27 protein-coding genes and 1 tRNA gene are annotated in these 25874 nt (G+C 60.1%); 13 read left to right on the top strand and 15 right to left on the bottom strand.

Going from position 1 to position 25874, the window contains the following annotated elements; genetic code table 11:
• Positions 1–26: 26 nt before the first annotated feature.
• From ACIGEK_RS01320 to ACIGEK_RS01285, 8 genes are all read right to left on the bottom strand, one after another.
• Positions 27–797: an ABC transporter permease gene (locus tag ACIGEK_RS01320; protein ID WP_397491592.1), complete on the bottom strand. Its 771-nt coding sequence runs from the start codon at positions 795–797 to the stop codon at positions 27–29.
• Complete coding sequence (locus ACIGEK_RS01315; protein ID WP_090254729.1) at positions 794–1489, bottom strand: ABC transporter permease; 696 nt, start codon at positions 1487–1489, stop codon at positions 794–796. The genes ACIGEK_RS01320 and ACIGEK_RS01315 overlap by 4 nt, the downstream gene beginning before the upstream one ends.
• A 50-nt stretch (positions 1490–1539) precedes the next feature.
• A complete protein-coding gene (locus ACIGEK_RS01310) occupies positions 1540–2292 on the bottom strand; it encodes an ABC transporter substrate-binding protein (protein ID WP_397491591.1) in 753 nt (250 codons plus the stop codon).
• A gap of 19 nt (positions 2293–2311) precedes the next feature.
• The gene (locus tag ACIGEK_RS01305) at positions 2312–3085 is read right to left on the bottom strand and encodes an ABC transporter ATP-binding protein (RefSeq protein WP_397491590.1); all 774 of its coding nucleotides are present in this window, start codon (positions 3083–3085) and stop codon (positions 2312–2314) included.
• A 254-nt stretch (positions 3086–3339) separates the two neighbouring features.
• Positions 3340–3415: transfer RNA gene (locus ACIGEK_RS01300), tRNA-Phe, on the bottom strand.
• Positions 3416–3567: 152 nt separating this feature from the next.
• Entirely contained in the window at positions 3568–3840 is a 273-nt protein-coding gene (locus tag ACIGEK_RS01295; RefSeq protein WP_090379491.1) for an oxidative damage protection protein, read from the bottom strand.
• Complete coding sequence (mutY, locus tag ACIGEK_RS01290) at positions 3837–4910, bottom strand: A/G-specific adenine glycosylase (RefSeq protein WP_397491589.1); 1074 nt, start codon at positions 4908–4910, stop codon at positions 3837–3839. Before mutY ends, ACIGEK_RS01295 begins: the two co-directional genes overlap by 4 nt.
• A complete protein-coding gene (locus ACIGEK_RS01285) occupies positions 4907–7141 on the bottom strand; it encodes an AsmA family protein (RefSeq protein ID WP_397491588.1) in 2235 nt (744 codons plus the stop codon). The genes mutY and ACIGEK_RS01285 overlap by 4 nt, the downstream gene beginning before the upstream one ends.
• Before the next feature lie 612 nt (positions 7142–7753).
• Between ACIGEK_RS01285 and ACIGEK_RS01280 the strand changes: the two genes are divergently transcribed.
• From ACIGEK_RS01280 to ACIGEK_RS01240, 9 genes are all read left to right on the top strand, one after another.
• Positions 7754–9412 carry an OFA family MFS transporter gene (locus ACIGEK_RS01280; protein ID WP_397491587.1) on the top strand — a complete coding sequence of 553 codons (1659 nt, stop codon included), beginning with the start codon at positions 7754–7756 and terminating at the stop codon, positions 9410–9412.
• 138 nt (positions 9413–9550) lie between these two features.
• Positions 9551–10144: an imidazoleglycerol-phosphate dehydratase HisB gene (hisB, locus tag ACIGEK_RS01275; protein WP_136664474.1), complete on the top strand. Its 594-nt coding sequence runs from the start codon at positions 9551–9553 to the stop codon at positions 10142–10144.
• Positions 10145–10783, top strand: a complete 639-nt coding sequence (gene hisH / locus ACIGEK_RS01270) for an imidazole glycerol phosphate synthase subunit HisH (protein ID WP_397491586.1) — start codon at positions 10145–10147, stop codon at positions 10781–10783.
• Positions 10784–11044 carry a DUF2164 domain-containing protein gene (locus ACIGEK_RS01265; RefSeq protein ID WP_397491585.1) on the top strand — a complete coding sequence of 87 codons (261 nt, stop codon included), beginning with the start codon at positions 10784–10786 and terminating at the stop codon, positions 11042–11044.
• 36 nt (positions 11045–11080) lie between these two features.
• Positions 11081–11818: a 1-(5-phosphoribosyl)-5-[(5-phosphoribosylamino)methylideneamino]imidazole-4-carboxamide isomerase gene (hisA, locus tag ACIGEK_RS01260; protein ID WP_397491584.1), complete on the top strand. Its 738-nt coding sequence runs from the start codon at positions 11081–11083 to the stop codon at positions 11816–11818.
• A 10-nt stretch (positions 11819–11828) separates the two neighbouring features.
• Positions 11829–12599 (top strand): imidazole glycerol phosphate synthase subunit HisF, encoded by a 771-nt coding sequence (gene hisF, locus ACIGEK_RS01255; protein ID WP_090379512.1) that lies wholly within the window; start codon positions 11829–11831, stop codon positions 12597–12599.
• Between the two features lie 164 nt (positions 12600–12763).
• Positions 12764–13501, top strand: coding sequence for a substrate-binding periplasmic protein (locus ACIGEK_RS01250; RefSeq protein WP_397491583.1), 738 nt, complete (start codon positions 12764–12766; stop codon positions 13499–13501).
• A 97-nt stretch (positions 13502–13598) separates the two neighbouring features.
• On the top strand, positions 13599–14354 hold the full coding sequence (locus ACIGEK_RS01245) for a substrate-binding periplasmic protein (protein ID WP_397491582.1): 756 nt from the start codon (positions 13599–13601) through the stop codon (positions 14352–14354).
• Between the two features lie 136 nt (positions 14355–14490).
• Positions 14491–15246: a substrate-binding periplasmic protein gene (locus ACIGEK_RS01240; protein ID WP_397491581.1), complete on the top strand. Its 756-nt coding sequence runs from the start codon at positions 14491–14493 to the stop codon at positions 15244–15246.
• 209 nt (positions 15247–15455) lie between these two features.
• On the opposite strand, the gene ACIGEK_RS01235 is transcribed toward ACIGEK_RS01240, so the two are convergent.
• The 3 genes from ACIGEK_RS01235 to gpmI all read right to left on the bottom strand — a co-directional run bounded on the left by ACIGEK_RS01235 (position 15456) and on the right by gpmI (position 19887).
• Entirely contained in the window at positions 15456–16757 is a 1302-nt protein-coding gene (locus ACIGEK_RS01235) for a S41 family peptidase (protein WP_397491580.1), read from the bottom strand.
• Positions 16758–16950: 193 nt separating this feature from the next.
• Positions 16951–18192: a murein hydrolase activator EnvC family protein gene (locus ACIGEK_RS01230; RefSeq protein ID WP_397491579.1), complete on the bottom strand. Its 1242-nt coding sequence runs from the start codon at positions 18190–18192 to the stop codon at positions 16951–16953.
• Between the two features lie 159 nt (positions 18193–18351).
• A complete protein-coding gene (gene gpmI, locus ACIGEK_RS01225) occupies positions 18352–19887 on the bottom strand; it encodes a 2,3-bisphosphoglycerate-independent phosphoglycerate mutase (protein WP_397491578.1) in 1536 nt (511 codons plus the stop codon).
• A gap of 146 nt (positions 19888–20033) precedes the next feature.
• On the opposite strand from gpmI, the gene ACIGEK_RS01220 reads away from it, so the two are divergent.
• Genes ACIGEK_RS01220 through secB form a run of 3 tightly spaced genes read left to right on the top strand, consistent with a single transcriptional unit; the run spans position 20034 to position 21229 of the window.
• The gene (locus ACIGEK_RS01220; protein WP_397491577.1) at positions 20034–20447 is read left to right on the top strand and encodes a rhodanese-like domain-containing protein; all 414 of its coding nucleotides are present in this window, start codon (positions 20034–20036) and stop codon (positions 20445–20447) included.
• Position 20448: 1 nt separating this feature from the next.
• Complete coding sequence (gene grxC / locus ACIGEK_RS01215; RefSeq protein ID WP_397491576.1) at positions 20449–20703, top strand: glutaredoxin 3; 255 nt, start codon at positions 20449–20451, stop codon at positions 20701–20703.
• A 40-nt stretch (positions 20704–20743) separates the two neighbouring features.
• Positions 20744–21229, top strand: a complete 486-nt coding sequence (gene secB / locus ACIGEK_RS01210; RefSeq protein ID WP_275962187.1) for a protein-export chaperone SecB — start codon at positions 20744–20746, stop codon at positions 21227–21229.
• A gap of 124 nt (positions 21230–21353) precedes the next feature.
• Here the strand turns inward: secB and trmL are convergent, their stop codons facing one another.
• Positions 21354–21818: a tRNA (uridine(34)/cytosine(34)/5-carboxymethylaminomethyluridine(34)-2'-O)-methyltransferase TrmL gene (trmL, locus tag ACIGEK_RS01205; RefSeq protein ID WP_339730176.1), complete on the bottom strand. Its 465-nt coding sequence runs from the start codon at positions 21816–21818 to the stop codon at positions 21354–21356.
• Between trmL and ACIGEK_RS01200 the strand changes: the two genes are divergently transcribed.
• Positions 21817–22248 (top strand): hypothetical protein, encoded by a 432-nt coding sequence (locus ACIGEK_RS01200; RefSeq protein WP_397491575.1) that lies wholly within the window; start codon positions 21817–21819, stop codon positions 22246–22248. The genes trmL and ACIGEK_RS01200 overlap by 2 nt on opposite strands.
• 288 nt (positions 22249–22536) lie before the next feature.
• Here ACIGEK_RS01200 and ntrC read toward each other — a convergent pair whose 3' ends face one another.
• The 3 genes from ntrC to ACIGEK_RS01185 form a co-directional block, all read right to left on the bottom strand.
• Positions 22537–23970, bottom strand: coding sequence for a nitrogen regulation protein NR(I) (gene ntrC / locus ACIGEK_RS01195; protein WP_397491574.1), 1434 nt, complete (start codon positions 23968–23970; stop codon positions 22537–22539).
• Positions 23967–25049, bottom strand: a complete 1083-nt coding sequence (gene glnL / locus ACIGEK_RS01190; RefSeq protein ID WP_397493059.1) for a nitrogen regulation protein NR(II) — start codon at positions 25047–25049, stop codon at positions 23967–23969. Before glnL ends, ntrC begins: the two co-directional genes overlap by 4 nt.
• A gap of 210 nt (positions 25050–25259) precedes the next feature.
• A complete protein-coding gene (locus tag ACIGEK_RS01185) occupies positions 25260–25874 on the bottom strand; it encodes a DUF4124 domain-containing protein (RefSeq protein ID WP_397491573.1) in 615 nt (204 codons plus the stop codon).

The raw sequence follows: 25874 nt of genomic DNA, 5'->3' as shown, positions 1-25874 counted from the left end.
ACCTGAGGGCGCGAGCCCTCAGGCAATCAGCGGCCCTGGCAGGCGTCGACGCGCAGCCAGCGTTCTAGCAGCTTGAAGCCGCGCACCAGCAGGAAGGCGATTAGCAGGTAGAACATCCCGGCAGCGAAGAAGATCTCCACTGGCAGGTAGGTGCGGGCGATGATGGTGCGGGCCATACCCGTCAGTTCCAGCAAGGTCACAGTGCTGGCCAGGGCGCTGGCCTTGAGCATCAGGATCACTTCGTTGCTGTAGGCCGGTAGACCGATACGCGCCGCCCGAGGCAGGACGATATAGAACATGGTCTTGGCCCGCGACATGCCCAGTGCGCGCGCGGCTTCGATCTCGCCCGGTGGCACGGCTTGAATGGCGCCACGTAAAATCTCGGCGATATAGGCGGCGGTGTGCATGGTCATGGTCAGCACCGCGCACCAGTACGGGGAGCGCAGGTATGGCCAGAGCGGGCCTTCGCGCACTGCATCGAACTGTGCCAGGCCGTAATAGACCAGGAACAGCTGCACCAGCAGCGGTGTACCACGGAAAAAGAAGATGTAGCCGTAGGGCAGGGCACGCACATACCAATGCCGCGAGGCACGGGCGATGCCCATGGGCAGGGCGAGAATCAGTCCGGCGAGAACCGCGATGGCCACCAGTTCCAGAGTCAGCATGGCGCCTTCAGACAGGCGCGGCAGCCATTTGATGATCACGTCCCAGTTGAGGGCGGTTAGGCCTCCCCAGAGAGCGTAGGCAATAAGCGCAAGGGCAATCGACCAGGCGGCTATTTCAGAGGTCTTTCTCATGACGCGCTCCTGACAAAGCCACGGCTGGAGCGTTTTTCCAGGAAGTGCATGCCAATCATCGCCAGGACGGTCAGGCCCAGGTAGATAAAGGCCGCCACCATATAAAAGGTAAAGGGCTCTTTGCTGGCGGTCACGGCGATTTGCGAGCGACGCATGATTTCTTCCAGGCCGATCACCGAGACTAGCGCGGTGTCCTTCATCAGGATCATAAACAGGTTGCCCAGGCCGGGCAGGGCGATGCGCCACATTTGCGGCAGGATCAGCCGCCAGAAGATCCGTGGCTTGGACATGCCCAAAGCCTGGCCGGCTTCGCGGTGACCCTTGGGGATGGCCAGGATCGCGCCGCGAAACACCTCGGTGGCGTACGCGCCGAAGCAGATGCCGAGGGCGATGGTGCCGGCGGCGAAGGCGTTCAGCTCAAGGCTTTCGATGCCGAGCAGGTCTGCCAGGTTGCGCATCAGTTGCACGGTGCCGAAATAGATCAGCAATACCCAGAGCAGCTCGGGAATGCCGCGCACGATGGTCGAATACGTACCGCCAAGCCATTGCAGCGGCTTGTACGGGGAAGTCTTGGCGAGAGCGCCGAGCAAGCCAAGCACCAGACCCAGGCACAGCGCACTGAGCGCCAGCTTGATAGTCATCAGGGTGCCAGCAGCCAGGGCCGGGCCGAATCCGTAGAGGTCGAAATTCATAGGGGCTCAGAAGCCTGCGCCGCCCAGGCGGGCGACGCAGTGCCGGCAGCTTAGTAGATGCTGAAGGGGAAGTACTTGTCGTTGATCTTCTTGTAGGTGCCGTCAGCCACGATCTCGGCCAGTGCGGCGTTCAGCTTCTCGCGCAGAGCGTCGCCCTTGCGTACGGCAATGCCGATCTTGTCGTTGTCGAATACTGGGTCGCCTTTGAATTCGAAGCTTTTGCCAGCGTCGCTCTTCAGCCATTCCCAGTTCACGAAGGTGTCAGCCAGTACGCCATCAAGGCGACCCGAGGACAGATCGAGGTAGGCGTTTTCCTGGGTGTCGTACAGCTTGATATCAACTACGCCGTCCAGGTTGTCTTCCAGCCAGGTGCCGGCGATGGTGGCGCGCTGGGCGCCGATCACTTTGCCCTTCAGGCTGGCTTTATCAGTCTTGAAGTCGCCGCTTTTTGGCGCGATGAACTGCAGCTTGTTGGTGTAGTAGGGCTCGCTGAAATCCACTGCGGCCTTGCGCTCTTCGGTGATCGACATGGAGGCGATCAGGAAGTCGAACTTCTTCGCGTTCAGGGCTGGGATGATGCCGTCCCAATCGGAGGTGACCACTTCGCACTCAGCCTTCATCTTGGCGCACAGGGCTTGGCCGATTTCCACGTCAAAACCGCCAACCTGGCCGCTGGCGTCAATCAGGTTGAAGGGCGGGTAAGCGCCTTCGGTACCCAGTTTCAGCTTGTCCGCTGCTACGGCACTGGTGCCGAATGCCAGTGTGGCGGCCGCGGCCAGCAAGATCTTCTTATAGTTCTGCATGCGTAGTTGCTCCGTGTTTTCAGTGATTACTGGACATGAATTGTTTGCAGCGCGCCGAGTTCGGGTTGTCGAATACCTGCTCCGGGGAGCCCTGTTCTTCAACCAGGCCCTGATGCAGAAACACCACCTCGCTGGACACCTGACGGGCAAAACCCATCTCATGGGTAACCAGCAACATGGTGCGGCCTTCCTCGGCGAGTGCGCGGATCACATTAAGCACTTCTTGTACCATCTCCGGGTCGAGAGCCGAAGTGGGCTCATCGAACAGGATGACTTTCGGCTGCATGGCCAGGGTGCGGGCAATTGCCGCGCGCTGCTGCTGGCCGCCAGAAAGCTGATTCGGGTAAACGTGGCGCTTGTCGGCGATACCGACCTTGGCCAGCAGCGCTTCGGCCACCTCAGTGGCCTCAGCTTTGCTCTGCCCCAATACGCGGCGTGGTGCCTCGATAATGTTATCGAGCACGCTCATGTGCGGCCACAGATTGAAATTCTGGAAGACAAAGCCGATCTCGCTGCGCAGGCGATTAATCTGGCGGCTGTCGGCGGCGACCAGGTCGCCATTTTTTGCAGCTTTGAGCTTGAGTTCTTCGCCCGCAAGGATGATCTGCCCCTTGTGCGGGTTTTCCAGCAGATTGATACAGCGCAGAAAGGTCGACTTGCCGGAGCCGGAAGAGCCGAGGATGGAAATCACATCGCCGTCGCGAGCGGTGAGGGAGATGCCCTTGAGCACCTCAAGGTCGCCGTAGCGTTTATGCAGGTCGCGTATTTCCAGCGCGGGCGTGGCCTCGGCCATGGAGTGTCCTCTTATTCTTCGGTTGCGCTCAGGCGTTGCGTGGCCTTCCTGGCGAGGCGTCAAGCTAGCATAGCGTTTCGCTGACCGCCAAGCCGTTTACCGGCCTGGGGGCGCTCACCCAGTCACGCTGTCGCTTGGCTGCAGTTGGCTGTCGCGCGTGCACAATTTCAGCGGGTTTTTAAGTTGTTGAGCGGTAAATCGCAGGCAAGAAAAAACCCCAAGGAGGTTTAATTCTCTTGGGGTTTCTCTGTATTTGGTGCCCGGGGACGGAATCGAACCGCCGACACGGGGATTTTCAATCCCCTGCTCTACCGACTGAGCTACCCGGGCTAACGGGGCGCTATTAGACGGATTTGAGGGGTGGGTGTCAAGCGTGAGTTTGAAAAATATTTAATTAATACGGGCGGTTAGCTGCGGAAGGCGGTTTTGCGGGGGTATTGTGACCTGCAGGGGTGGTTTGCCCCTGCAGGTAACTGAGGCTGTTACTCGCTGGGCGGTACGTAACCTTCAGCCTGGGCGTATTCCTCACCGGAGAGGAACTTGTCCATTTCAGCCTGGAGGAACTTGCGGTCTTCGGCGTTCATCATGTTCAGGCGACGTTCGTTGATCAGCAGGGTCTGGTGCTTCTGCCATTCGTCCCAGGCTTGTTTGGAGACGTTATTGAAGATGTCCTCACCTTTGGCGCCCGGATACGGCGGGCGGTCCAGGCCGGGGAGTTCCTGCTTGTGTTTGCGGCACTGTACGGTGCGGGTCATGGCGTTTCTCCAGTATTTGCTGCGAGTGCATCGGCCGCGCGCTTCAGCAACTTCTTCACCGGGGCAGCAAGGCCCAGGCGCGGCGGGGTGGCGAGGTTATACCAGAGCCAGTCAGCCTCGGCCACGGCGGTTGGCGCGGCGTCGACCTGGATCAGCCAGGGTTCGATGGCCAGCTGAAAGTGGCTGAAGGTGTGAGTCAGGCCGCTCAGCTCGCGTTGTGCGCCGAGCTGCAGAGTGTGGCGGCTGGCGAGCGAGGCGATGGCCGTTGCTTCGTCCAGCTCCGGCAGGCTCCACAGGCCGCCCCAGAGGCCGCTGGACGGGCGGCGATAGAGCAGCACTTCGCCGTGGCGGTTGGCGAAGATCGGCATCAGCGTGCGCTTCTGTGGCAGTGCCTTGCGTGGTTTTGGGATTGGGTAGCGAATCTCTAGGCCGAGCAGGTGTGCCTGGCAGCCGCTTTTCAGTGGGCAGAGCAGGCAGCTGGGTTTGCTGCGGGTACAGAGCGTGGCGCCCAGATCCATCATCGCCTGGGTGTAGTGGTTGACTCGGGCTTGCGGGGTAAAGCGCTCGGCCACATCCCATAGCTGCTTCGCCACTTTCGGTTCGCCCGGATAGCCTTCTTGGGCGACATAGCGCGCCAGTACGCGTTTGACGTTGCCGTCGAGTATCGGTGCACGCAGGCCCATGCTGAGGCTGGCGATGGCGCCGGCGGTGGAGCGGCCGATGCCGGGAAGTTCGGTAAGCTGGTCGACATCGCGGGGGAATTCGCCGGCATGTTCACGCATGACGATCTGTGCGGTCTTTTGCAGGTTGCGTGCGCGGGTGTAGTAGCCGAGGCCCGTCCACAGGTGCAGCACTTCGTCTTCCGGTGCGGCGGCCAGGTCATTAACCGTCGGTAGTTCGGTCATGAAGCGATCGAAGTAGCCGAGCACGGTGCTGACCTGGGTCTGCTGCAGCATGATTTCCGAGACCCATACGCGGTATGGCGTGATGCCCTGTTGCCAGGGTAGGTCCTTGCGTCCGTGGCTGTCGTACCAGTTCAGTACCGCGGCGGAAAATTGCTCGGGGCTCATCGGTTGAACAGGCCTTTGAGTGCGTCTTTCAGCTCGGGACTGACCTTGTCACCGAGTTTTTCTTCGATCTTCTCGCTGAGCTTGTTGCCGGCCAGTTTCGCGGCGACCTTGCCCAGGCCATCCTGATCCAGGCGGCAGGCTTTACCGCCCATTTCCAGCGGGCCGCGGCAGCGTACTGGCCATTCGATGCCGACATAGCGCTCGTTGACCTGGCAAGCTGGGTCGGGCATTTCGCGCTGGTCACCGGTAATGGTGATACCGACGCGGTAGTCGAGGCCGAGGATGCGCAGGTCCAGGTCACCATTGCCGCTAACTGCCAGGCCCGGAATAACGGCCTTGAGGTCGGGGTTGTGGGCGACGCCGTTGCGTAGGCTCAGGCTGCCTTGCAGGGTTTCGAAGGGGGTGTCCTTGCCGCGCGGGTCACTGCTCAGGGCTTTGCGGTTGAGCGTGGCGATGCCGCGGCACAGTTGCTGTTCCAGGTTGGCGTCGACCAGCATCCCGTCGTTGAGCAGGAAGCTGGCATCTCCAGTTAGCCCATCAATCCAGGCACGCTGGCTGTTGCCGCTGGTGGTCAGGTTGGCTTTGAAATCCAGCAGGCCTTTGACCGGCGAAGGCTGGTCGGGCTTTTTCAGGAAGGGCTCTACTTGAATGTTGCTGAGATTCTTTTGCACGCTGAGCAGTGGGATAGCCGGGCGCACGTCGATACTGGCCTTAGCGTCGAAACTGCCGTTGCCGATAGTGCCGCGCACATCCTGCAGGGTCAGCAGGCCACCTTTACTCTGCGCCTTGGCGCTGAAGTTGCTGATGACCTGCTGCTGGGCGGTGAGCTGATCCAGGCCAAGGCTGAACTGTACGTCGAGCTTGCGCAGCAGTTCGATCGGCAGCACTTCGCTGCTGCTCCAAGCGTGCTGGGTCGGTGCATCGGGCAGCGGTGTGCTGCCGCTCTGCCCGGCACTGGCGACGCTGGCCTTGACCTCGGCCTTGCGTGCAGCGCCGGAGTCCTTAGCGTCTTTGGGTGGCGCCGGCAGGTAGCGGTCGAGGTTCAGCTGGTCGCCTTTGAGCTGCACGCGCAGGGCTTGCTTGGAGAAGTCGGAAATTGCCAGTTGGCCGCTGAAGTGGCTGTCATCCAGAGTCAGTTTGAGGTCTTCGAAGGTCAGGCTGTTGTCGGTGCCGCTAAGGCGGCTGACCAGTTCGAACTGGCTGAGGGTTTTCTCATCGGTCATCGGCGGCAGTTTCTGGCCGATGGTGCTGAGGAACTCACGCAGGTTGAGCGGTGCAATGGACAGGCCGCCGCTGAGCTTGGGCTGCTTGTCGAGGTCGCGCACCTTCAGCTCGCCAAGGGCACGTAGCTGGTTGCCGGAGAACTTCAGGCCGTTCCACTCGGCGACCTGGGCTGCCAGGTCGACCAGCAACTGGCCTTGGGCTGAATAGCTCAGGGTCTGGCCGTCGAAGGGTTCACCGGACACTTCGCCGGAGAGTTTGGCGTCTTCCAGTTGATAGCGCTTGAGCGCGCGGTCGAAGCGTAACTCGCCCTGCAGCTCACTGCGGGCGCGTAGCACTGGTTTGTTGAGGCCGAAGAACGCGCTGAGTTTGATCGGGATACCGGCGCCTTCGCGTATCGCTCCGGTGGTCAGTTGGATACTTTCAGCGCTGAATTGCTGGCCTTTCTGCGCGTCGTGGTAGTCGATGCGCGCGCTGTTGACGATCAGGCTGTCGATGTCCAGTTTCAGCGGCTGGCTGCTGCCTTTTGCTTCCGTTGTAGCGCTTGCCGTCGGCGTGCTGTCGCCGGTTGTTGGTTGGGTGTCGGCTGTTGTGGTCGCGGCGTTGGCCGGTTTGCCGACATCTTCCCAGTTGCTGTGGCCTTTTTCGTCACGCTGCAGGTTGAGGTTGAGGCCGTCGATGCGGATATCGCTCATCTGCACTTCTTTGCGCAGCAGCGGTAGCACGCGCACCGACAGGCCGAGCAGGCGCAGGTCGGCGAAGGGTTTGTCCGGGGTGCTGGCGCTGGCAAGCGTGGCGTCGGTCAGCTCCAGGCCGAGCCAGGGGAACAGGCTCCAGCCGATATCGCCCTTGAGGGTCAGTTCCAGGTTGGCCTTGTCGCGCGCAATCTGGCGGATTTCGTCTTTGTAATCATTGGGATCGAACAGGTGGGTGAGGGCAAAGCCCAGCGCCACGATGATCAGCAATAGCCCGAGAAAAAATAGGCCGAGAATTTTGCCGAGCGCTTTCATGTGCGAATCCTTGTTTCGAAACTGAATGGTGAAGAGCAGCAATTCAAGCCAGCGAGTATAGCGCCAGCGCTTTTACATGGACCGCCGACAGTCCCGTTTACGTTGTGATTTTGCAAGCAGCTTTTACGGCGGCCGCGCAACGCTCCCAGCAGTGGCCAGGTTGGCGGTAAACCTGGAGGCTCGTAGCCGAGTGGTTTGGCTCTGCCGGTTGTGGGCGTTGGCCGTTTGGATAATGAAGCCGGCAGTCGGTTCCCCTTATTCCATGGTTTTTGAGCGATTCCGTTACAGCCGGCTGCTGTTGCAGGCTGGCGTCTTGGTTGCTTGTTTCTGGCCGTTTACGGTTCTTCTGCCAGCGATGCGTACGTCGCTTGCGTAAGTCTTGAAGCGGCTGGCATGCAAGGTTTTGCCTAGGTGCAGCTTCTGTGTGCGAGAGACAGGTAACTGCTAGATCAAGGCCGCGCACCGGTGTTGTTTGGATTGGTCTATTCGACTAATGGGTAGTGGTTTGTGGGGCTGGGGTGAAAAATTGCAGTGCTACTCTCGTCGACGTGCGCGCTATTCTGCGCGCGCTTCAAGGTACTGCCTTGCCTGGAAAACATAAGAGAAAATTCTATGACTGACGCCCTCGTCCTTGACGGCGCCTCGGCGATGCCTGCGTTCCTCTCCAAGGAGCGCATCATCGCGAAGCCCGGCTTCAACCGCTGGATCGTTCCACCGGCCGCCCTGGCCATTCATTTGTGTATTGGTATGGCCTATGGCTTTTCGGTCTTCTGGCTGCCGTTGTCGAAAGCGATCGGCATTGATGCACCACTCGCCTGTGCGGCGGATATAGGCTTCTTCGAGCAGATATTTGCCAGCAATTGCGACTGGCAGATTTCCATGCTGGGCTGGATCTACACCCTGTTCTTCGTCTTCCTCGGTTGCTCGGCTGCTCTGTGGGGTGGCTGGCTTGAGCATGCCGGTCCACGCAAGGCAGGTGTGGTTTCCGCACTGTGCTGGTGTGGTGGTCTGCTGATTTCCGCATTGGGTATCTATACCCACCAGATCTGGCTGTTGTGGCTAGGTTCGGGGGTAATTGGCGGTATCGGACTGGGGTTGGGCTACATCTCTCCGGTATCGACCCTGATTAAGTGGTTCCCGGACAGGCGCGGCATGGCCACGGGTATGGCGATCATGGGCTTCGGGGGCGGCGCGATGGTTGGCGCCCCCCTGGCGGCGCTGCTGATGAACCATTTTGCTAGCGACACTAGCGTGGGCGTGTGGCAGGTCTTCGTGGTGATGGCGGCTATCTACTTTGTCTTCATGATCGGCGGTGCGCTGTCGTATCGCGTGCCACCAACCGGCTGGACGCCAGCAGGTTGGGTCGCGCCGGCGGCCAAAGCCAACAATGCGATGATCACCCAGGGACATGTGCACGTTAATACCGCATCGAAAACTCCGCAGTTCTGGCTGGTTTGGGCCGTGCTGTGCCTGAACGTGTCGGCGGGTATCGGCATCATTGGCATGGCTTCGCCGCTGTTGCAGGAAGTGTTTGCCGGCAAGCTGATCGGGATTGACCTGTCGTTTAACGAGCTGAACGCTGCGCAACTGGCAGAAATTGCCGCGATTGCCGCGGGCTTTACCGGTTTGCTGAGCCTATTCAACATTGGCGGCCGCTTCTTCTGGGCTTCCTGCTCGGATTTCATCGGGCGCAAGGGCACCTACTTCGTGTTCTTCGGCCTGGGCTTCGCGCTCTACGCTGCCGTGCCGGTGCTCGGTCAGTTGGGTAGTCTGGCGCTGTTCGTGCTGGCGTTTGGCGTGATCCTGTCAATGTACGGCGGTGGCTTCGCCACCGTGCCGGCTTACCTGGCGGACCTGTTCGGTACGCAGATGGTCGGTGCAATCCATGGTCGTCTGCTGACGGCTTGGGCGGCGGCAGGTGTGCTGGGTCCGGTGTTGGTTAACTACCTGCGCGAATACCAACTGAGCATTGGCGTGCCGAAGGCTGCGGCCTACGACATCACCCTGTATATCCTCGCCGGTCTGCTGGTGCTGGGTTTCATCTGCAACGCCTTGGTGCGTCCGGTTGCGCCTAAGTACTTCATGACCGATGCCGAGCTGGCCGCTGAGCGTGCTCACGGTGAGAAGAAAGCGTTGGCCGCGCACGAGTTGGAATGGTCAGCTGACCCTGCAAGCAAGCCAATGGCTATTGCTGCTTGGTTGGCGGTCGGTATTCCGCTGGCGTGGGGTGTGTGGATTACTCTGCAGAAGACGGTTGTGCTGTTCCAGTAAACCGCCGTTCCCCTGAAAATCCCGCCAGCGCCCCATGCGTCGGCGGGATTTTTTGTCTCTGCTGTCCTGGCTTCAGTGTTGGCGGCTTATCGGCCTATAATGTCGGCCCTTTCGCCCAACGATTTTCTGGAGCTGGTGATGGCCGAACGTACGGCATCCGTCGAGCGCAATACCCTGGAGACCCAGATCAAGGTCTCGATCAATCTGGATGGGACTGGCAAGGCTAAGTTCGATATTGGCGTGCCGTTCCTTGAACACATGCTCGACCAGATTGCCCGTCACGGCCTGATCGACCTGGACATCCAGTGCAAGGGCGACCTGCATATCGACGACCACCACACCGTGGAAGATGTCGGTATCACCCTCGGCCAGGCCTTCACCAAGGCCATTGGCGACAAGAAGGGCATGACTCGTTACGGCCACTCCTATGTGCCGCTCGATGAAGCGTTGTCGCGTGTGGTGATCGACTTCTCCGGTCGTCCGGGCCTGCAAATGCACGTGCCGTTTACTCGCGCCGTGGTCGGTGGTTTTGATGTGGACTTGTTTCAGGAGTTTTTCCAGGGCTTCGTCAATCACGCCCTGATCAGCCTGCACATCGACAACCTGCGTGGCACCAACACCCACCATCAGATCGAAACGGTGTTCAAAGCCTTCGGCCGCGCCCTGCGCATGGCCGTCGAGTTGGACCCGCGCATGGCTGGGCAGATGCCGTCGACCAAGGGTTGTCTGTAAATGCAGACAGTTGCAGTAATCGACTACGGCATGGGCAACCTGCACTCGGTGGCCAAGGCGCTTGAGCACGTGGGTGCCGGTAAGGTGCTGGTCACCAGCGATGCCCAGGTGATTCGCGAAGCCGACCGCGTGGTATTTCCCGGTGTGGGCGCGATCCGCGATTGCATGGCCGAGATCAAGCGTCTGGGTTTCGACAGCCTGGTGCGTGAAATCAGCGCTGACCGTCCGTTTCTCGGCATCTGTGTAGGTATGCAGGCGTTGCTGGAGCACAGTGAAGAGAACGATGGCGTTGATTGCATCGGTCTGTTTCCCGGCAAGGTGCGTTTCTTCGGCAAGAGCATGGTCGAAGATGGCGAGCCGTTGAAGGTGCCGCACATGGGCTGGAACGAGGTGGCGCAGTCGGTCAAACACCCGCTGTGGCACAACATTCCGGACCTGGCGCGCTTCTACTTCGTGCACAGTTATTACATCGAGGCCGGCAATCCGAAGCAGGTGGTTGGTCGCGGTCATTACGGCAAGGATTTCGCGGCAGCCCTGGCTGACGGCTCGCGCTTTGCCGTGCAGTTCCACCCGGAAAAGAGCCATACCCACGGCCTGCAACTGCTGCAGAACTTTGCCGCCTGGGATGGTCGCTGGTAAATGAGTCGGGCCAAAAGCAAGCCGCCGATCATGACCTTGAGCGCTGAGCAGGAGCGTGAAGCCTGTTTGGCGATCAAGCGCTTTATGACTGATCGCTTCGAACTGGAACTGGGTAGCTTTGAAGCAGCCGAGGTGCTTGAGCTATTTACCCGTGAGATTGCGCCGCACTACTACAATCGGGCGATTTTCGATGTGCAGACTCACCTGAAAGAACGGTTCGAGAGCATTGAAAGCGACCTATGGGCACTCGAAAAGAGCTGACCCACCGAATTCACACGACTTGAGCAGGTTCAACCGATGCTGATTATCCCCGCTATCGATCTGAAGGATGGCGCTTGCGTGCGTCTACGCCAGGGCCGCATGGAAGACTCCACGGTGTTCTCTGATGACCCGGTGAGTATGGCCGCCAAGTGGGTCGAGGGCGGCTGCCGTCGTCTGCACCTAGTCGATCTGAATGGCGCGTTCGAAGGCCAGCCGGTCAACGGTGAGGTGGTCACAGCCATCGCCAAGCGTTATCCGAGCCTGCCGATTCAAATTGGCGGTGGTATCCGCTCGCTGGAAACCATCGAGCATTACGTCAAAGCCGGCGTCAGCTACGTGATCATCGGCACCAAGGCGGTTAAACAGCCGGAGTTCGTTGCCGAAGCTTGCAAGGCGTTTCCAGGCAAAGTAATTGTCGGTCTGGATGCCAAAGACGGTTTCGTTGCCACCGACGGTTGGGCCGAAGTCAGCACCGTGCAGGTGATCGACCTGGCCAAGCGTTTCGAAGCTGACGGTGTGTCCGCCATCGTTTATACCGATATCGCCAAAGACGGCATGATGCAGGGCTGCAACGTGCCCTTCACCGCTGCCCTGGCGGCGGCGACCAAGATTCCGGTTATCGCTTCTGGCGGCATCCACAACCTGGGCGATATCAAAGCTCTGCTGGACGCCAAGGCTCCGGGCATCATCGGCGCCATCACCGGTCGGGCGATCTATGAAGGCACCCTGGATGTCGCGGAGGCGCAAGCCTTCTGCGATGCCTACAAGGGCTGAGGACAAACTCATGGCGCTGGCTAAACGCATCATCCCCTGTCTCGACGTCGACAACGGCCGCGTGGTCAAGGGCGTGCAGTTCGAGAACATCCGCGATGCCGGTGACCCGGTGGAAATCGCCCGGCGTTACGACGAGCAGGGCGCCGACGAGATTACCTTTCTCGACATCACTGCCAGCGTCGATGGTCGCGACACCACCCTGCACACCGTTGAGCGCATGGCCAGCCAGGTGTTTATCCCGCTGACCGTCGGTGGTGGCGTGCGCACCGTGCAGGACATTCGCAACCTGCTCAATGCCGGCGCCGACAAGGTGTCGATCAACACTGCTGCGGTTTTCACCCCGGAGTTCGTTGGCGAAGCCGCCTCGCGTTTTGGCTCGCAGTGCATCGTCGTCGCCATCGACGCGAAAAAGGTCTCCAAGCCGGGCGAAACCCCGCGCTGGGAAATTTTCACCCACGGCGGGCGCAAGCCTACCGGCCTGGACGCGGTGCTCTGGGCGAAAAAGATGGAAGACCTCGGCGCCGGCGAAATTCTCCTGACCAGCATGGATCAGGACGGCGTAAAGAGCGGCTATGACCTCGGCGTAACCCGCGCCATCAGCGAAATGGTCGGTATCCCGGTGATCGCCTCCGGCGGAGTCGGCAACCTGCAACACTTGGCTGACGGTATTATCGAAGGCAAAGCCGCTGCCGTACTGGCCGCGAGCATCTTCCACTTTGGTGAATACACCGTGCCGGAAGCCAAGGCTTATATGGCTGCTCGCGGGATTGTGGTGCGCTAAACCTCGCTGGCCGGTAGTCCTGCTGGCCACTGCTGCGGGCGAGTCGACAGCAAAATGTCGACTAGCCCGCTAAAATCATAATGTTTGCGTTCAGGTCGATGCTTTTGACACCCCTGTGAACGCTCATCCTTCTAATAAATGGTTTTTCCATACACGGAGTTCTTATGTCCGCTATCCGGCTATTCACCGCGGTTTGGCTGTTGTGTGCCGTCAGCCTGGCTCGCGCGGAGCCTCTGGTTCTGCTTACCGAAAACCTGCCGCCGTTCAGCATGGCGGCCAGTGGCGGCAATTTTGCCAAGGATGCTGATGTGCGTGGCATTAGCAGCGATACGATGCGCGCGCTGTGCAGCAAGGCGCAGCTTGAATGTCAGATGATCCTGCGTTTCCCCTGGGATCGCCAGTACAAGCAGGCGTTGGAAAACAAGGGCTACGGAGTATTCTCCACTGCCCGCACGCCGGAGCGTGAGTCGCTGTTCAAGTGGGTTGGGCCGATTGCGGTGAGTGACTGGGTGTTGCTGGCCAAGGTCGATAGCACCATTTCGTTGAACAGTCTGGAGCAGGCAAGTGCTTATCGGATTGGCGGTTATCGCGATGATGCGATTTCGCAGTTCCTGATCGAGCGTGGTGTTACGGTGCAAACTAGCCTGCAAGACAAGGAAAATCTTAACAAGCTGGAAAAGGGCTTGATCGATCTGTGGGCCACCGATGAAGCCGGCGGGCGTTATCAGGCCAAGCTGTCGCCTCTGGGCGCGCTCAAGGTGGTGCATCGCTTCAACAGTGCTGACCTTTATCTGGCGCTGAATAAAGAGACGCCCGATGATGTGGTGCAAAAGTTGCAGAAAGCCTTGGACGATATGCGCGCTCAAGGTGAGCTGGGTAAGATCAAAGACGGTTATCTGTAAGCCTCTTGCGTCCCTACCTGCGTAAAACCTGGGCTGGGCATAGTCGGACGTGCTGGGTATGCTTGCATGCTCAGCCCAACTATCGATGTGAGACATCATGTTCAAACAATTACTAGTCGCCCTCGCTGGCACAGTTATGGTGCTCGCGGGCAGTGCTCGGGCCGAAATTGACCCGAACTACCGCATGGTCCTGCTGACCGAGAATTTCCCGCCTTACAACATGGCGATCAATGGCAAGAACTTTGCCCAGGAAGACAATATCGACGGCATTGCCGTGGATATCATCCGCGAAATGTTCAAACGCGCTGGCATTCAATACAACATGACCCTGCGTTTCCCCTGGGATCGTATCTACAAGCTAGCACTGGAAAAGCCGGGCTATGGCGTGTTTGTTGCCGCGCGACTGCCGGAGCGTGAAGCACTGTTCAAGTGGGTTGGCCCAATCGGTCCGGATGACTGGGTATTGCTCGGCAAGGCCGATAGCAGCATTACCCTGAACAACTTGGAAGACGCCAAGCAATACAAGGTCGGCGCCTATAAGGGCGACGCGATTGCCGAGCACCTGGTGGAGAAAGGCCTTGAGCCCATTACTGCCTTGCGCGACACGGAAAACGCCAAGAAACTGATGGCAGGTCAAATTGACCTGTGGGCCACCGGTGACCCTGCGGGCCGCTACTTGGCTAAGCAAGACGGTATTTCCGGTCTAAAAACCATTCTGCGTTTCGATAGCGCAGAACTGTATCTGGCGCTGAACAAAGAGGTGCCGGACGAGGTTGTACAGAAGCTGCAAGCCGAGTTGGACAAGATGCGCAGCGAAGGCTTTGTCGACGATATTCTGAACAACTACCTGTAATACGTAGCACCAGCGGGTCGGTCACAAACCGGCTCGCGGCCATGGATGGTTGACGCCAAGTACCATACGTCGCCGGGCATCGCCCGAGCAGGGATGCCGCTAGCCATAATCACAATTCATGCGAGCGGAATGACTTATGTTGAAAATCCTGAAAGCCAGCCTGTTGTTCGGGCTTGTCCTGAGTGCCTGTGCAGCCCGCGCAGAGCTGCCAGCTGATTACAAAGTGGTGTTGCTGACCGAGAACTTCCCGCCGTTCAACATGGCGGTGGATGACAAGAACTTTGCCCGTGACGACGGTATTGACGGTATCAGTGCCGAGATCGTACGGGCGATGTTCAAGCGTGCCGGCATCAACTACACCCTGACCCTGCGCTTCCCCTGGGATCGCCTGTATCGCCTGACCTTGGACAAGCCCAGCTACGGCCTGTTCTCAACCACCTTCACCGCAGAGCGTCAGCCACTGTTCAAGTGGGTAGGGCCATTGGCGAAAACCGGTTGGGTGCTGTTGGCTGCGCCGGGTAATAACCTCAGCGTCGCCAGCCTCAAGGATGCCGCGCAGTATCAGATCGGTGCCTACAAGAACGACGCGGTCAGCCAGCATCTGGAAAGCCAGGGTCTGAGTCCGATTAATGCGCTGCGTGACCAGGAGAACATTAAGAAACTGCTCAGCGGCAAGATCGACCTGTGGGCCACCACTGATCCGGTGGGGCGCTACCTGGCCAAGCAGGAAGGCGTCAGTGGCTTGAATACCGCGTTGCGTTTCAATGACGCCGAGCTTTATCTAGCGCTGAACAAAGACACACCGGATGAAGTGGTGCAGCGTTTGCAGAAGGCTCTGGACGAGTTGCGTGCCGAAGGCTTTATTGACGAGATGACCAATAACTACCTGTAAGAACCTGTTTACGATCTGCTGTGCGTCGGCCCTGCTGCGTTAAAAACAGGCTCGGAATGCTCATGTACAAAAGTACACTCCGCTTCCTCGTCTGTTTTAGCCTTGCATGACTCTAGCTCGCGAGCTCGTGAGCAGGTTCTAAGCGTTGCGCAGTAAAAAGCCCGGGCCTGAGTGATCAGGGTCGGGCTTTTTTATTGCGTAGCCGTGGCTCAGTCGCCGCGGGTAACGCTCAGGCCCTTGAGTAGGTTGAGTGCCTGGCTGAGCTGGTAGTCGTCATCCTGCGGCCGTACCGGCGAACTGGTCTTGCCTTTGCTTGGCTTATCGGCGCCGCCGTTGCCATTGCCCAGGTGACCTTGCAGGTCGGCTTCCTTGATGGTTTCGTCGCCCTGTTCGCGGGTCAGCTTGGCGCGCGCCACCTCGATGTCCGGCACGATGCCCTGAGCCTGAATCGAGCGGCCGTTAGGCGTGAAGTACAGCGCTGTAGTGAGCTTCAGGGCGCGGTCATTGTTCAGCGGCAGCACGGTCTGCACCGAGCCCTTGCCGAAGCTGTCGGTGCCCATCAGCACGCCGCGTTTGTGATCTTGCAGGGCGCCGGCGACGATTTCGGAGGCCGAGGCGCTGCCGCCGTTAATCAGTACCACCAGCGGCACGCCTTCACTGGCGTCAGCCGGGTCGGCATTGAAACGCAGTTCGGAGTTGGCGATGCGCCCTTCGGTGTAGACGATCAGCCCCTTCTTGAGGAAGTGGTCGGTGACTTCTACGGCCGCCTGCAGCACGCCGCCGGGGTTATTGCGCAGGTCGAGCACCAGGCCGCGCAGCTTCTTGCCGTTTTCCTTGCGCAGCTTGGCCAGGGCCTTGCCGACTTCTTCGCCGCTGTTGACCTGGAACTGGGTGATGCGCACATAGCCATAGCCGTCGTCGAGCAGCTGGCTTTTCACGCTCTTGACCTTGATTACTGCGCGCGTCAGTTCAACATCAAAAGGCTTGGCACCTTCGCGCACCAGGGTCAGTTCGATATCGCTGCCAGCTTTGCCGCGCATCTTCTCGACGGCTTCCATCAGCGACAGGCCCTTGGTTGGCTGGCCATCGATCTTCACGATCAGGTCGCCGGGCAGGATGCCTGCGGCGGACGCCGGAGTGCCATCAATCGGCGAGACCACCTTGAGAAAACCATCTTCGGTACCGAGCTCAATACCCAGGCCGCCAAATTCGCCGCTGGTACTTTCCTGCAGATCGCGGAAGGCTTCCGGTTCCAGGTAGGCCGAATGTGGATCGAGGTTGCTGAGCATGCCCTTGATCGCGTTTTCCAGCAGGGTCTTGTCGCTGACAGGCTCGACGTAGGCAGACTTGATGCGGTCCATTACCTCGGCAAAGGTGCGCAGGTCGTCCAGCGGCAGTGGTGCGCTGTCGTTGGCGCTGGCCGGTGCTGCAGCTGGCGCGGCAAACACGGCGGTGCTGCCCAGCAGGGTAACGGCCAGCGCAAGGGTGGTGAGGCGGAACAGATGCGGCATGTCGAACTTACTCCTGTCCTAAATCGGTAATCACAGCACGCGGGCTCGTCGAAAAACTACCTGCGTTGCCGATGCATCGTTAAAAACAGGCCGAGACGCGGCGTCTCAAATGCTCATTTACAGCTCGTAAACTCCGCTTTTCGCCTGTTTTTGCCTAGCCTCGGCTGCCTCGCTAACGTTTTTAAACGGCCCGCTATCCTTGTGCGCGGCACCATTGAGCGGGGTCGATCGCGCGGCCCTGCTGGCGAATTGCGAAATACAGTGCTGGGGCTTCCTGGCCGCCGCTGTTGCCAACGGTGGCGATGGCTTCGCCTGCTTTGACCACGTCGCCGGCATCCTTGAGCAGGCTCTGGTTATGCCCGTAGAGGCTCAGGTAGCCGTTACCATGGTCGAGAATGACCAGAAGCCCGGCGCCACGCAACCAGTCGGCAAACACCACGCGCCCGCCATGTACGGCGTGCACCTGGCTACCGGCGGAGGCGCCGATCAACACGCCATCCCATTTGGTGCGGGCATCGCCGCCGCGTGGCGTGCCGTAGCGGGCCACCAGGCGGCCATTAACCGGCCAGGGTAACTTGCCGCGGGCTTTGGCGAACGGGCCGCCAAAGCTGGCGCCGGAGCTCACCAGTGGACCCGTCGACGCGGGATTAGTGCTACTGCGCGGTTCTTCGCGTTCGGCGAGCAGGGCTTGCTGGCGCGCGGTTTCAGCTTCGCGGGCTTGGCGGGCGAGGGTTTCCTCGATGGTTTTTAGCACGCGCTGCAGATTGGCTTGTTCCTGCTGGCGGGCCTTGAGCTTCTGGTCGCGGGCAGAGAATTCCTTGCTCAGCTTGGCCAGGGCCAGCTGGCGCTCTTTGCGCACGCTGGCGAGTTGTTCGCGGCGGCCATCCAGCGCGTTTTTCTGTTCCAGTAGCTGGCTCTTCTGGTCGGCGATATCCAGCTCGACATTGGCCAATTGGCGCAGGGTTTCATTGAAGGCTGCTAGTTGTTCCATGCGCGCTTCACTGAGGTAGTCGTAGTAGGTCAGCGTGCGCGAGAATTTTTCCGGATTCTGCTGGTTGAGCAGCAGCTTGACGTACTCCTGGCGGCCGCTCTGATAGGCGGCGCGGGCCTGGATGCCGATCAGGCGCTGCTGCTCAAGGCGTGCGCCCTCGAGTTTTTTTTTCTCTTTATCGAGGCGCTGGATTTCCTCTTCACTCTTTTTCAGGTCCTGCTGCAGGCCTTTGACCTGTTTCTCCAGCTGGCCCATCTCGCTTTCGGTTTTTTTCAGGTCTTTCTGTACGCCGGATTTTTCCTGCTGCAGTTTTTCCAACAGTTGCTTCAGCTCGGCAACATCGGCGCTGGCGGCGTCCAGTTGTTTCTGCGCATCGCTCTTTTCGTCGGCGAGGGCAGGCGTCAGCAGGAGGGTCAGGCAAATAAGGGCGAGGGCACGAAACATGGGGCTGGCAGCACCTGGGGCAAGGACGCGCCTAGTATGCCTAAAAATGCAGCGGCAAGCTGCAAGTCATCGGAGCTGCCCACGGGGGCAAATCGACAGCGTGAAGCCGCCGACAGTTTGCCCGCAGGCCAGGCGTTGCACCTGGCTGCGAGCAGCGGCTTAGTTCAGTTCGACAATGCTGGTGCCGGTCATTTCCGCTGGTACTGGCAGGCCCATCAGGGTTAGCAGGGTCGGCGCCACATCGGCCAGCACGCCGCCCGGGCGGATAGTCGCTGGGCGCTTGCCAACATAGATAAACGGCACCGGTTCGCAGGTATGCGCGGTGTGCGCCTGGCCGGTGCTTTCATCGGCCATCTGCTCGACGTTGCCGTGGTCGGCGGTGATCAGTGCTTCACCACCAACCTTGTCCAGCGCCGCGACGATGCGCCCGACGCAGCCGTCCAGGCATTCCACCGCAGCCACGGCGGCAGAAAAAACACCGGTATGGCCGACCATGTCGCCGTTGGCGTAGTTGACGATGATCACGTCATAACGCTGGTTTTCGATGGCGTCGACAATTTTGTCGGTGACTTCCGGCGCGCTCATCTGCGGTTGCAGGTCATAGGTGGCGACGTTTGGCGAAGGAATCAGGATGCGCTCTTCGCCGGCAAACGGTTCTTCACGCCCGCCGGAGAAGAAGAAGGTGACGTGGGCGTATTTCTCGGTTTCGGCGATGCGCAGCTGGGTCTTGCCGTTGTTCGCCAGGTATTCGCCAAGCACGTTGGTCAGCGCTTCCGGCTTGTAGGCGCTGGGCGTCGGGATGCTTGCAGCGTACTGGGTGAGCATGACAAAGCCAGCCAGCTGCGGCACGCGCTTGCGCTCGAACTCCTTGAAGCCTGGCTCGACAAAGGCGCGGGTCAGCTCGCGGGCGCGGTCGGCGCGGAAGTTCATAAAGACTACGGCGTCGCCGTCTTCCATCCGCACCGGCTCGCCAATGGTGGTGGCTTTGACGAACTCATCGCTTTCGCCGCGTTCGTAGGCGGCATTCAGGCCTTCTACTGCTGTTGCGGCGTTGAACTGGCCGTTACCGTCGGCCAGCAGCTCGTAGGCTTGCTCGACGCGGTCCCAGCGGTTGTCGCGATCCATGGCGAAATAACGGCCACTGAGGCTGGCGATGCGGCCTTTACCGAGTTTGGTGAAGGTGGCGTCGAGCAGCTCAATGGACGGTTGTGCGCTTCTCGGCGGGGTGTCGCGGCCATCGAGGAAGGCGTGCAGGTAAATCTTCTCTGCCCCGCGCTGGGCGGCCAGTTCGGCCATTGCCACCAGATGGTCCTGATGGCTATGCACGCCGCCATCGGAGAGCAATCCGAGGATATGCACGGCCTTACCGGCGCTTACGGCTTTGTCCACGGCGCTAGTGATGGCTGGATTCGTGAAGAAATCGCCATCGCGAATCGCTTTGGTCACCCGGGTGAAGTCCTGATACACCACGCGGCCCGCGCCAAGGTTCATATGGCCGACCTCGGAATTGCCCATCTGCCCGTCTGGCAGGCCTACGTCCATCCCCGAACCCGAAATCAGGCCGTGGGGCTGGGTGGCGCGCAAATGGTCGTAGACTGGCGTGTTGGCCGCCATGATGGCGTTGGATTCGGGGCTGTCACTGTGGCCGAAGCCATCGAGGATGATCAGTACCAGGGGTTTGGGCGTGGCGCTCATAAAGCTGGTTCGCTCTGGGTCGATGGGCGGGAAACAAGGCTGGGCATTTTACGGCCAAGTACGGCAAACGTCACCGCCGGGCGGGGTTTGGCCGACCTGTGCGGCTGTGTATACTGGCCGACATTTTACCGCCCCGGAACCGCACAATGCTTGCCAACTTGATTGAATTTGCCACTACTCACTATGTCCTGAGCGGTTTGTTCGTGACCCTGCTCGCGCTGCTGATCTTCACCGAAGCGCGCAAGGGCGGGCAGAGCCTGAGCAGCCGCGAGCTGACTGCGCTGGTTAACAGCGAGCAGGGCGTGGTGCTGGATATTCGCGCCCAGAAGGACTTTTCCGCCGGGCATATCGTCGGCGCGCTGAATATCCCCTTCGAAAAACTCGCCAGCCGTATGGTTGAGCTGGATAAGCACAAGGCCAAGACCATCATCGTGGTCGATGCCATGGGCCAGCACAGCGGCGGCGTGTGCCGCGACCTGAAAAAGGCCGGTTTCACCGCGGCCAAGCTGTCTGGCGGTGTTGCCAGCTGGCGCGGTGACAATCTGCCGCTGGTGAAGTGAGATGCAGCCTGTCGTCATCTATTCCAGCGATTGGTGCCCGTACTGCATCCGTGCCAAGCAACTGCTGACGCATAAAGGCGTGGCCTTTAACGAGATCAAGGTTGATGGCAAGCCGGATGTGCGTGCGGAAATGACCCGCAAGGCGCGGCAGACCTCAGTGCCGCAGATCTGGGTTGGTGACACCCATGTGGGTGGTTGCGATGACCTTTACGCCCTGGAGCGCGCCGGTAAGCTCGACGCGCTGCTCAAGGCTTAATTCCCTGTTTATCCGTACCTAACGACAAGAAGGCTTTGCCATGACAGAACAAGCTAGCAACGGCGCCGCTCAGGGCGAACAAAACCCGCAATTCTCCCTGCAGCGTATCTATGTACGTGACCTGTCCTTCGAAGCGCCGAAGAGCCCGGAAATCTTCCGTCAGGAGTGGGCGCCTAGCGTCGCGATGGACCTCAACACCCGTCAGAAAGCGCTGGATGGCGACTTTCACGAAGTGGTGCTGACCCTCTCGGTTACCGTGAAAACGGGCGAAGAAACCGCCTTTATCGCTGAAGTGCAGCAGGCCGGCATCTTCCTGATCAAGGGCCTGGACGCTGCCTCCATGAGCCACACCTTGGGCGCGTTCTGCCCGAACATCCTCTTCCCGTATGCCCGCGAAACTCTGGACAGCCTGGTTGTGCGTGGCTCGTTCCCGGCGCTGATGCTGGCTCCGGTGAACTTCGATGCCCTCTACGCCCAGGAACTGCAGCGCATGCAGCAGGCTGGCGAAGTGGCCACTGCACACTAAGGTTTGCGGCTGGAACAAAAAACGCCCTACTGGGCGTTTTTTTATGGCCTGTCATCCTTGGTGGCGACCCTGCGAGCCGTCGCGGTACGACGTTAAAAAGCGCTCCCGACAATTTCTATGGGCGCTATTGAGCGTCGGCAAAACCCTGCTGACGCCAGGCCTCATAGACCGCCACGGCAACGGTGTTGGACAGGTTCAGGCTGCGGCAGCCTTCGCGCATTGGCAGGCGCAGGCGTTGCTCGGGCGGCAGGCTGTCGCGAATCTCCTGCGGTAGGCCGCGGCTCTCAGGGCCGAACAGGAAGGCGTCGCCGGGCTGGTAGCTGACCTGGTGGAACGCTTGCGAGCCCTTGGTGGTAAAGGCGAATACCCGTGGCTGGCCGATGCTGGCCAGGCAGCTGTCGAGGTCGGCGTGGCGCTGCAGGGTGGCGTATTCGTGATAATCCAGGCCGGCACGGCGCAGGCGTTTGTCATCCAGTTCGAAGCCCAGCGGCTCGATCAGGTGCAGGTGGCAGCCGCTGTTGGCGCAGAGCCTGATAATGTTGCCGGTATTGGGCGGTATTTCCGGTTGAAAAAGGATGACGTGAAACATGCGCGGCTCCGAGCTTGAAGACGAGCAGCATTCTACAGACCCGCGCCCCCGTCCGTGGGTGCGAGTGATTGCTTCATTGGCTCTGTTTGGTTTTCTGATTGGTTTGATGATCGGCCGGCTGCTGCAGCCTGACCCGCTATGGCTAGAGCAGGTAAACGTGCGCGAGCAGGGGCTTGAATTGTGGTTCAACGTCGAGCCGGTGCCGCGCGAAGAGCACGCCGGTGGCGTATTTATCCTGCGTCTGCAAAGTTTTGGTCGCCAGCAGCATGGTCAGTTGCAGGTACAGGGGCGGGTGGCCAATTGGCGTTTGCAGCGTGAGAGACAGGATTTACTACTGAGAGTGGTGGCGGCCCGTCCATTGCGCGGTGAGTGGCGCGCTGAGGAGGTGGACGGGCGCTGGCGGCTGTTGGTCAGCTTGGTGGAGCAATAAAAGAGGGGAATCCCCGGCCTGCCTGTACCAAGGTCCCCAAAACTGGGATTACTTGAGTCTATGCAGGCTGTGTGCCAGTTTTATTACGTTGGCTGCAGGCCACGTAAATACTGGGTCTCAGCGTTTCTAGTGGATGCTGAGGGCGGTACGTAAACGCTGGGATGTGAACCGCAGCTGTGCACTGGGTCGATGCGAGTGCATTGCTCTGGCGCATTTTCAGTTGTTTGTCGGCGTAAATAAAAACGGGCCCTGCTGAGCCCGTTTTGCATGCTGCGTCGCGTGAGCGGTTTAGTCGTCGCTATCCTCGTCATCGGCGCTTTCGACGTTCATGCCCAGTTCCTTGATCTTGCGCGTCAGGGTGTTGCGGCCCCAGCCCAGCAGTACGGCGGCGTCGCGGCGGCGGCCGGCGGTGTGCTTGAGGGCGGTTTCGATCATGATTCGCTCGAAGGCCGGCACGGCGGTATCCAACAGGTTGGACTGGCCGCGGCCCAAGGCCTGATCGGCCCATTGGCGCAGGGCTTGCTCCCAGTTACTTACCGGTGCACTTTCCTGCGGCTGGCTGAGCAGCTCCGGTGGCAGGTCGTCGACATGCACTTCACGGCCCGAGGCCATGACGGTGATCCAGCGGCAGGTGTTTTCCAACTGGCGCACGTTGCCTGGCCACGGTAGCTGCTGCAGATAATCTTCGGTTTCGCTTTTCAGCAGCTTGGGCTCGACTGCCAGTTCCAGCGCGGCGCGGCTAAGGAAATGCCGGGCCAGGGTCGGAATGTCTTCACGGCGGTCCGACAGGCGCGGGATATGGATGCGAATTACGTTGAGGCGGTGGAACAGGTCTTCACGAAACTTGCCAGCCTGCACCAGGCTTTCCAGGTTCTGGTGGGTGGCGGCGATGATGCGCACGTCCACTTTGACTGGGGTGTGTCCGCCGACCCGGTAAAACTCACCGTCGGCCAGTACGCGCAGCAAGCGCGTTTGCGTGTCGGCCGGCATATCGCCGATCTCATCGAGAAACAGCGTGCCGCCGTCGGCCTGCTCGAAGCGGCCGCGACGCTGGTTAGCCGCGCCGGTGAAGGCGCCTTTCTCGTGGCCGAACAGCTCGGACTCCATCAGATCTTTCGGAATTGCCGCCATGTTCAGCGCGATGAACGGTGAGGCGGCGCGCGGGCTGTGGCGGTGCAGGGCGTGGGCAACCAACTCCTTGCCGGTGCCAGACTCGCCGTTGATCAGCACGGTGATGTTGGAGTGCGAGAGGCGACCAATGGCGCGAAACACCTCCTGCATGGCCGGCGCTTCGCCGATGATTTCTGGCGTGCGTGGTTGCTCGACCGGTACGGCCAGGCTTTGCTGCTCCTGGGCATGCAGATTGGCGCGCTTTACCAGGGAGACGGCTTCGTCGACATCGAACGGCTTGGGCAGGTATTCGAATGCGCCGCCCTGGTAGGACGCCACCGCGCTGTCCAGGTCGGAATGGGCGGTCATGATGATCACCGGCAGGCGCGGGTACAGCTCGCGGATGCGTGCCAGCAGGTCCAGACCGCTGGAGCCGGGCATGCGAATGTCGGAAATGATCACATCAGGTTGCTGGCGGGTCAGGCGGCTGAGCACACCATCGGCGCTGTCGAAGCTCTGGGTGGTCATGCCTTCCTGTTGCAGGGCTTTTTCCAGGACCCAGCGGATGGAGCGGTCGTCATCGACAATCCAGACGGTTTCACTGCGACTCATGACGGTGATACTCCTTGTTCCAGCGGCAGAAAGATCGAGAACACGGTATGACCCGGATGGCTCTCGCACTCGATCAAGCCTTGGTGCTGACTGATGATGTTCTGGGTAATGGCCAGGCCCAGGCCGGTGCCGTCGGCACGCCCGCTGACCATGGGGTAGAAGATGGTTTCCTGCAGCTCGGTTGGGATGCCCGGACCGTTGTCGATAATTTCGATCTTGGTCACCAGGCGGTGGCGGCAGTGGCCAATGGTGAACTGACGTAGGGCGCGGGTGCGCAGGGTAATGCGGCCTAGGCGCAGGTCGCTCTGCCCGGACAACGCCTGCATGGCGTTGCGCACGATATTCAGCACGGCCTGGATCATCTGTTCGCGGTCGATCAGTACGTCCGGAATACTCGGGTCGTAGTCGCGCACCAAAATGATGCTGCCCTGGCTTTCCGCTTCCACCAGGCTGCCGACGCGCTCCAGCACTTCGTGTACGTTGGTCAGCGCCAGGGACGGCAGCTTGTTCGAGCCGAGCATGCGGTCGACCAGATTTCTTAACCGGTCGGCCTCCTCGATGATCACGTTGGTGTAATCCTTGAGGCTTTCCTCGGGCAGCTCGCGGGCCAGCAGCTGCGCGGCGCCACGGATGCCGCCGAGCGGATTCTTGATCTCGTGAGCAAGGCCGCGTACCAGCAGTTTGGTGGTTTCCTGCTTGGACAGCTGCGCTTCTTCTTTGGTGATACGCAGCAGGCGGTCGCGCGGATGCACTTCCAGTAGCAACAGGGTTTCGCCTTTGCTGAGCACCGGGGTCACCGCGTAGTCGACGGTCAGGGTTTGGCCGCTGACCGACGTCACCACCGCTTCACGCTTATTGAATGGGTGCGCCTGCTGCACGGCCTGGCGTAGTGCGCTCAGTGCCTCGCTGGACTCGGTAAACAGCTCGCTGATGAATTGCCCATGGCTGCGCTGGCCGCTGACGGCCAGGAGCATCTCCGCTGCCGGGTTCATGTACTCAAGACGCAGGTCGTCGTTGAGCAGCAGCGTGGCAGTGGTCAGGTTGTCCAGCAGCAGGCGATGCAGTGCGTCGTTGATGATCATATGGGATGTCAGCAGACCCTTGGGTTCCAGCAATGCAGCTGGAAAATGCAAGAAGCAAACCAAAGCCCCGAAAAGAAGCGTGTTTGGCCGTGGGATGCCGGGAATTAGCTGCTTTTCAGCGCAGCCGGGCCGCGCATGGCGACCCAAAACAGGGAGAGTATAGAAATGCTGGGTAATATGCGCACTGCTTTGGTGCGCAGTGTCGGTTTAGATAAATGGCACGAAGGGGATATCTTTCTTTTCCGGTGGTTTGTCCTTCAGCGGGCACTCCGGGCGAACGCCGTAATCGGCCTTCTTGCAGGGGTTGACCATGCGTTTCTGCGCCAGGGAGATGCGCAGCATATGGAACGGTTGAGTGGGCGTGCGCTCGATGATGCGGCCCTGTAGGTCGATGATCTCCACCGCTAGCTGGTGCGTGCCGCGGTCGATGTTCTCCAGCGGGAACACCGGGCTGCTGCCTGCTTCACCCACCTGTACGCCGTCCAGCAGCAGGCGATAGCTGTGCTGGGGGAAGAGTTTCGGTTCGCTGTTGATGCTGACAATCAGGTTGCCGGCGCTGTCGCGGATGGTCGCATCGGGCTGTGGCACCAGAATACGCAGCAGGCTGTAGCGCTGGCTGGGTTCTGGCGCTTCAACTGTGGGTGCGGTCTGCGTCTGGATGGTCGGCATCGAATTGCTGGGTGCCAGCTCGACGCGCTCGGCATCACCTGAGCGGGGTTTATCGGTGAAGACGCGATTCCCTTCGGCATCTATATAGGTGTAGACCTGCGCGAAGGCAGGTAGAGCGAGCAGCATCAGGCCGCAGAACAGCAGATTGCGCAT

The sequence above is a fragment of the Pseudomonas sp. NPDC079086 genome, from assembly GCF_044542155.1.
Taxonomy (GTDB): Bacteria; Pseudomonadota; Gammaproteobacteria; order Pseudomonadales; family Pseudomonadaceae; genus Aquipseudomonas.
This window is presented reverse-complemented; position numbering and strand designations above follow the sequence as displayed.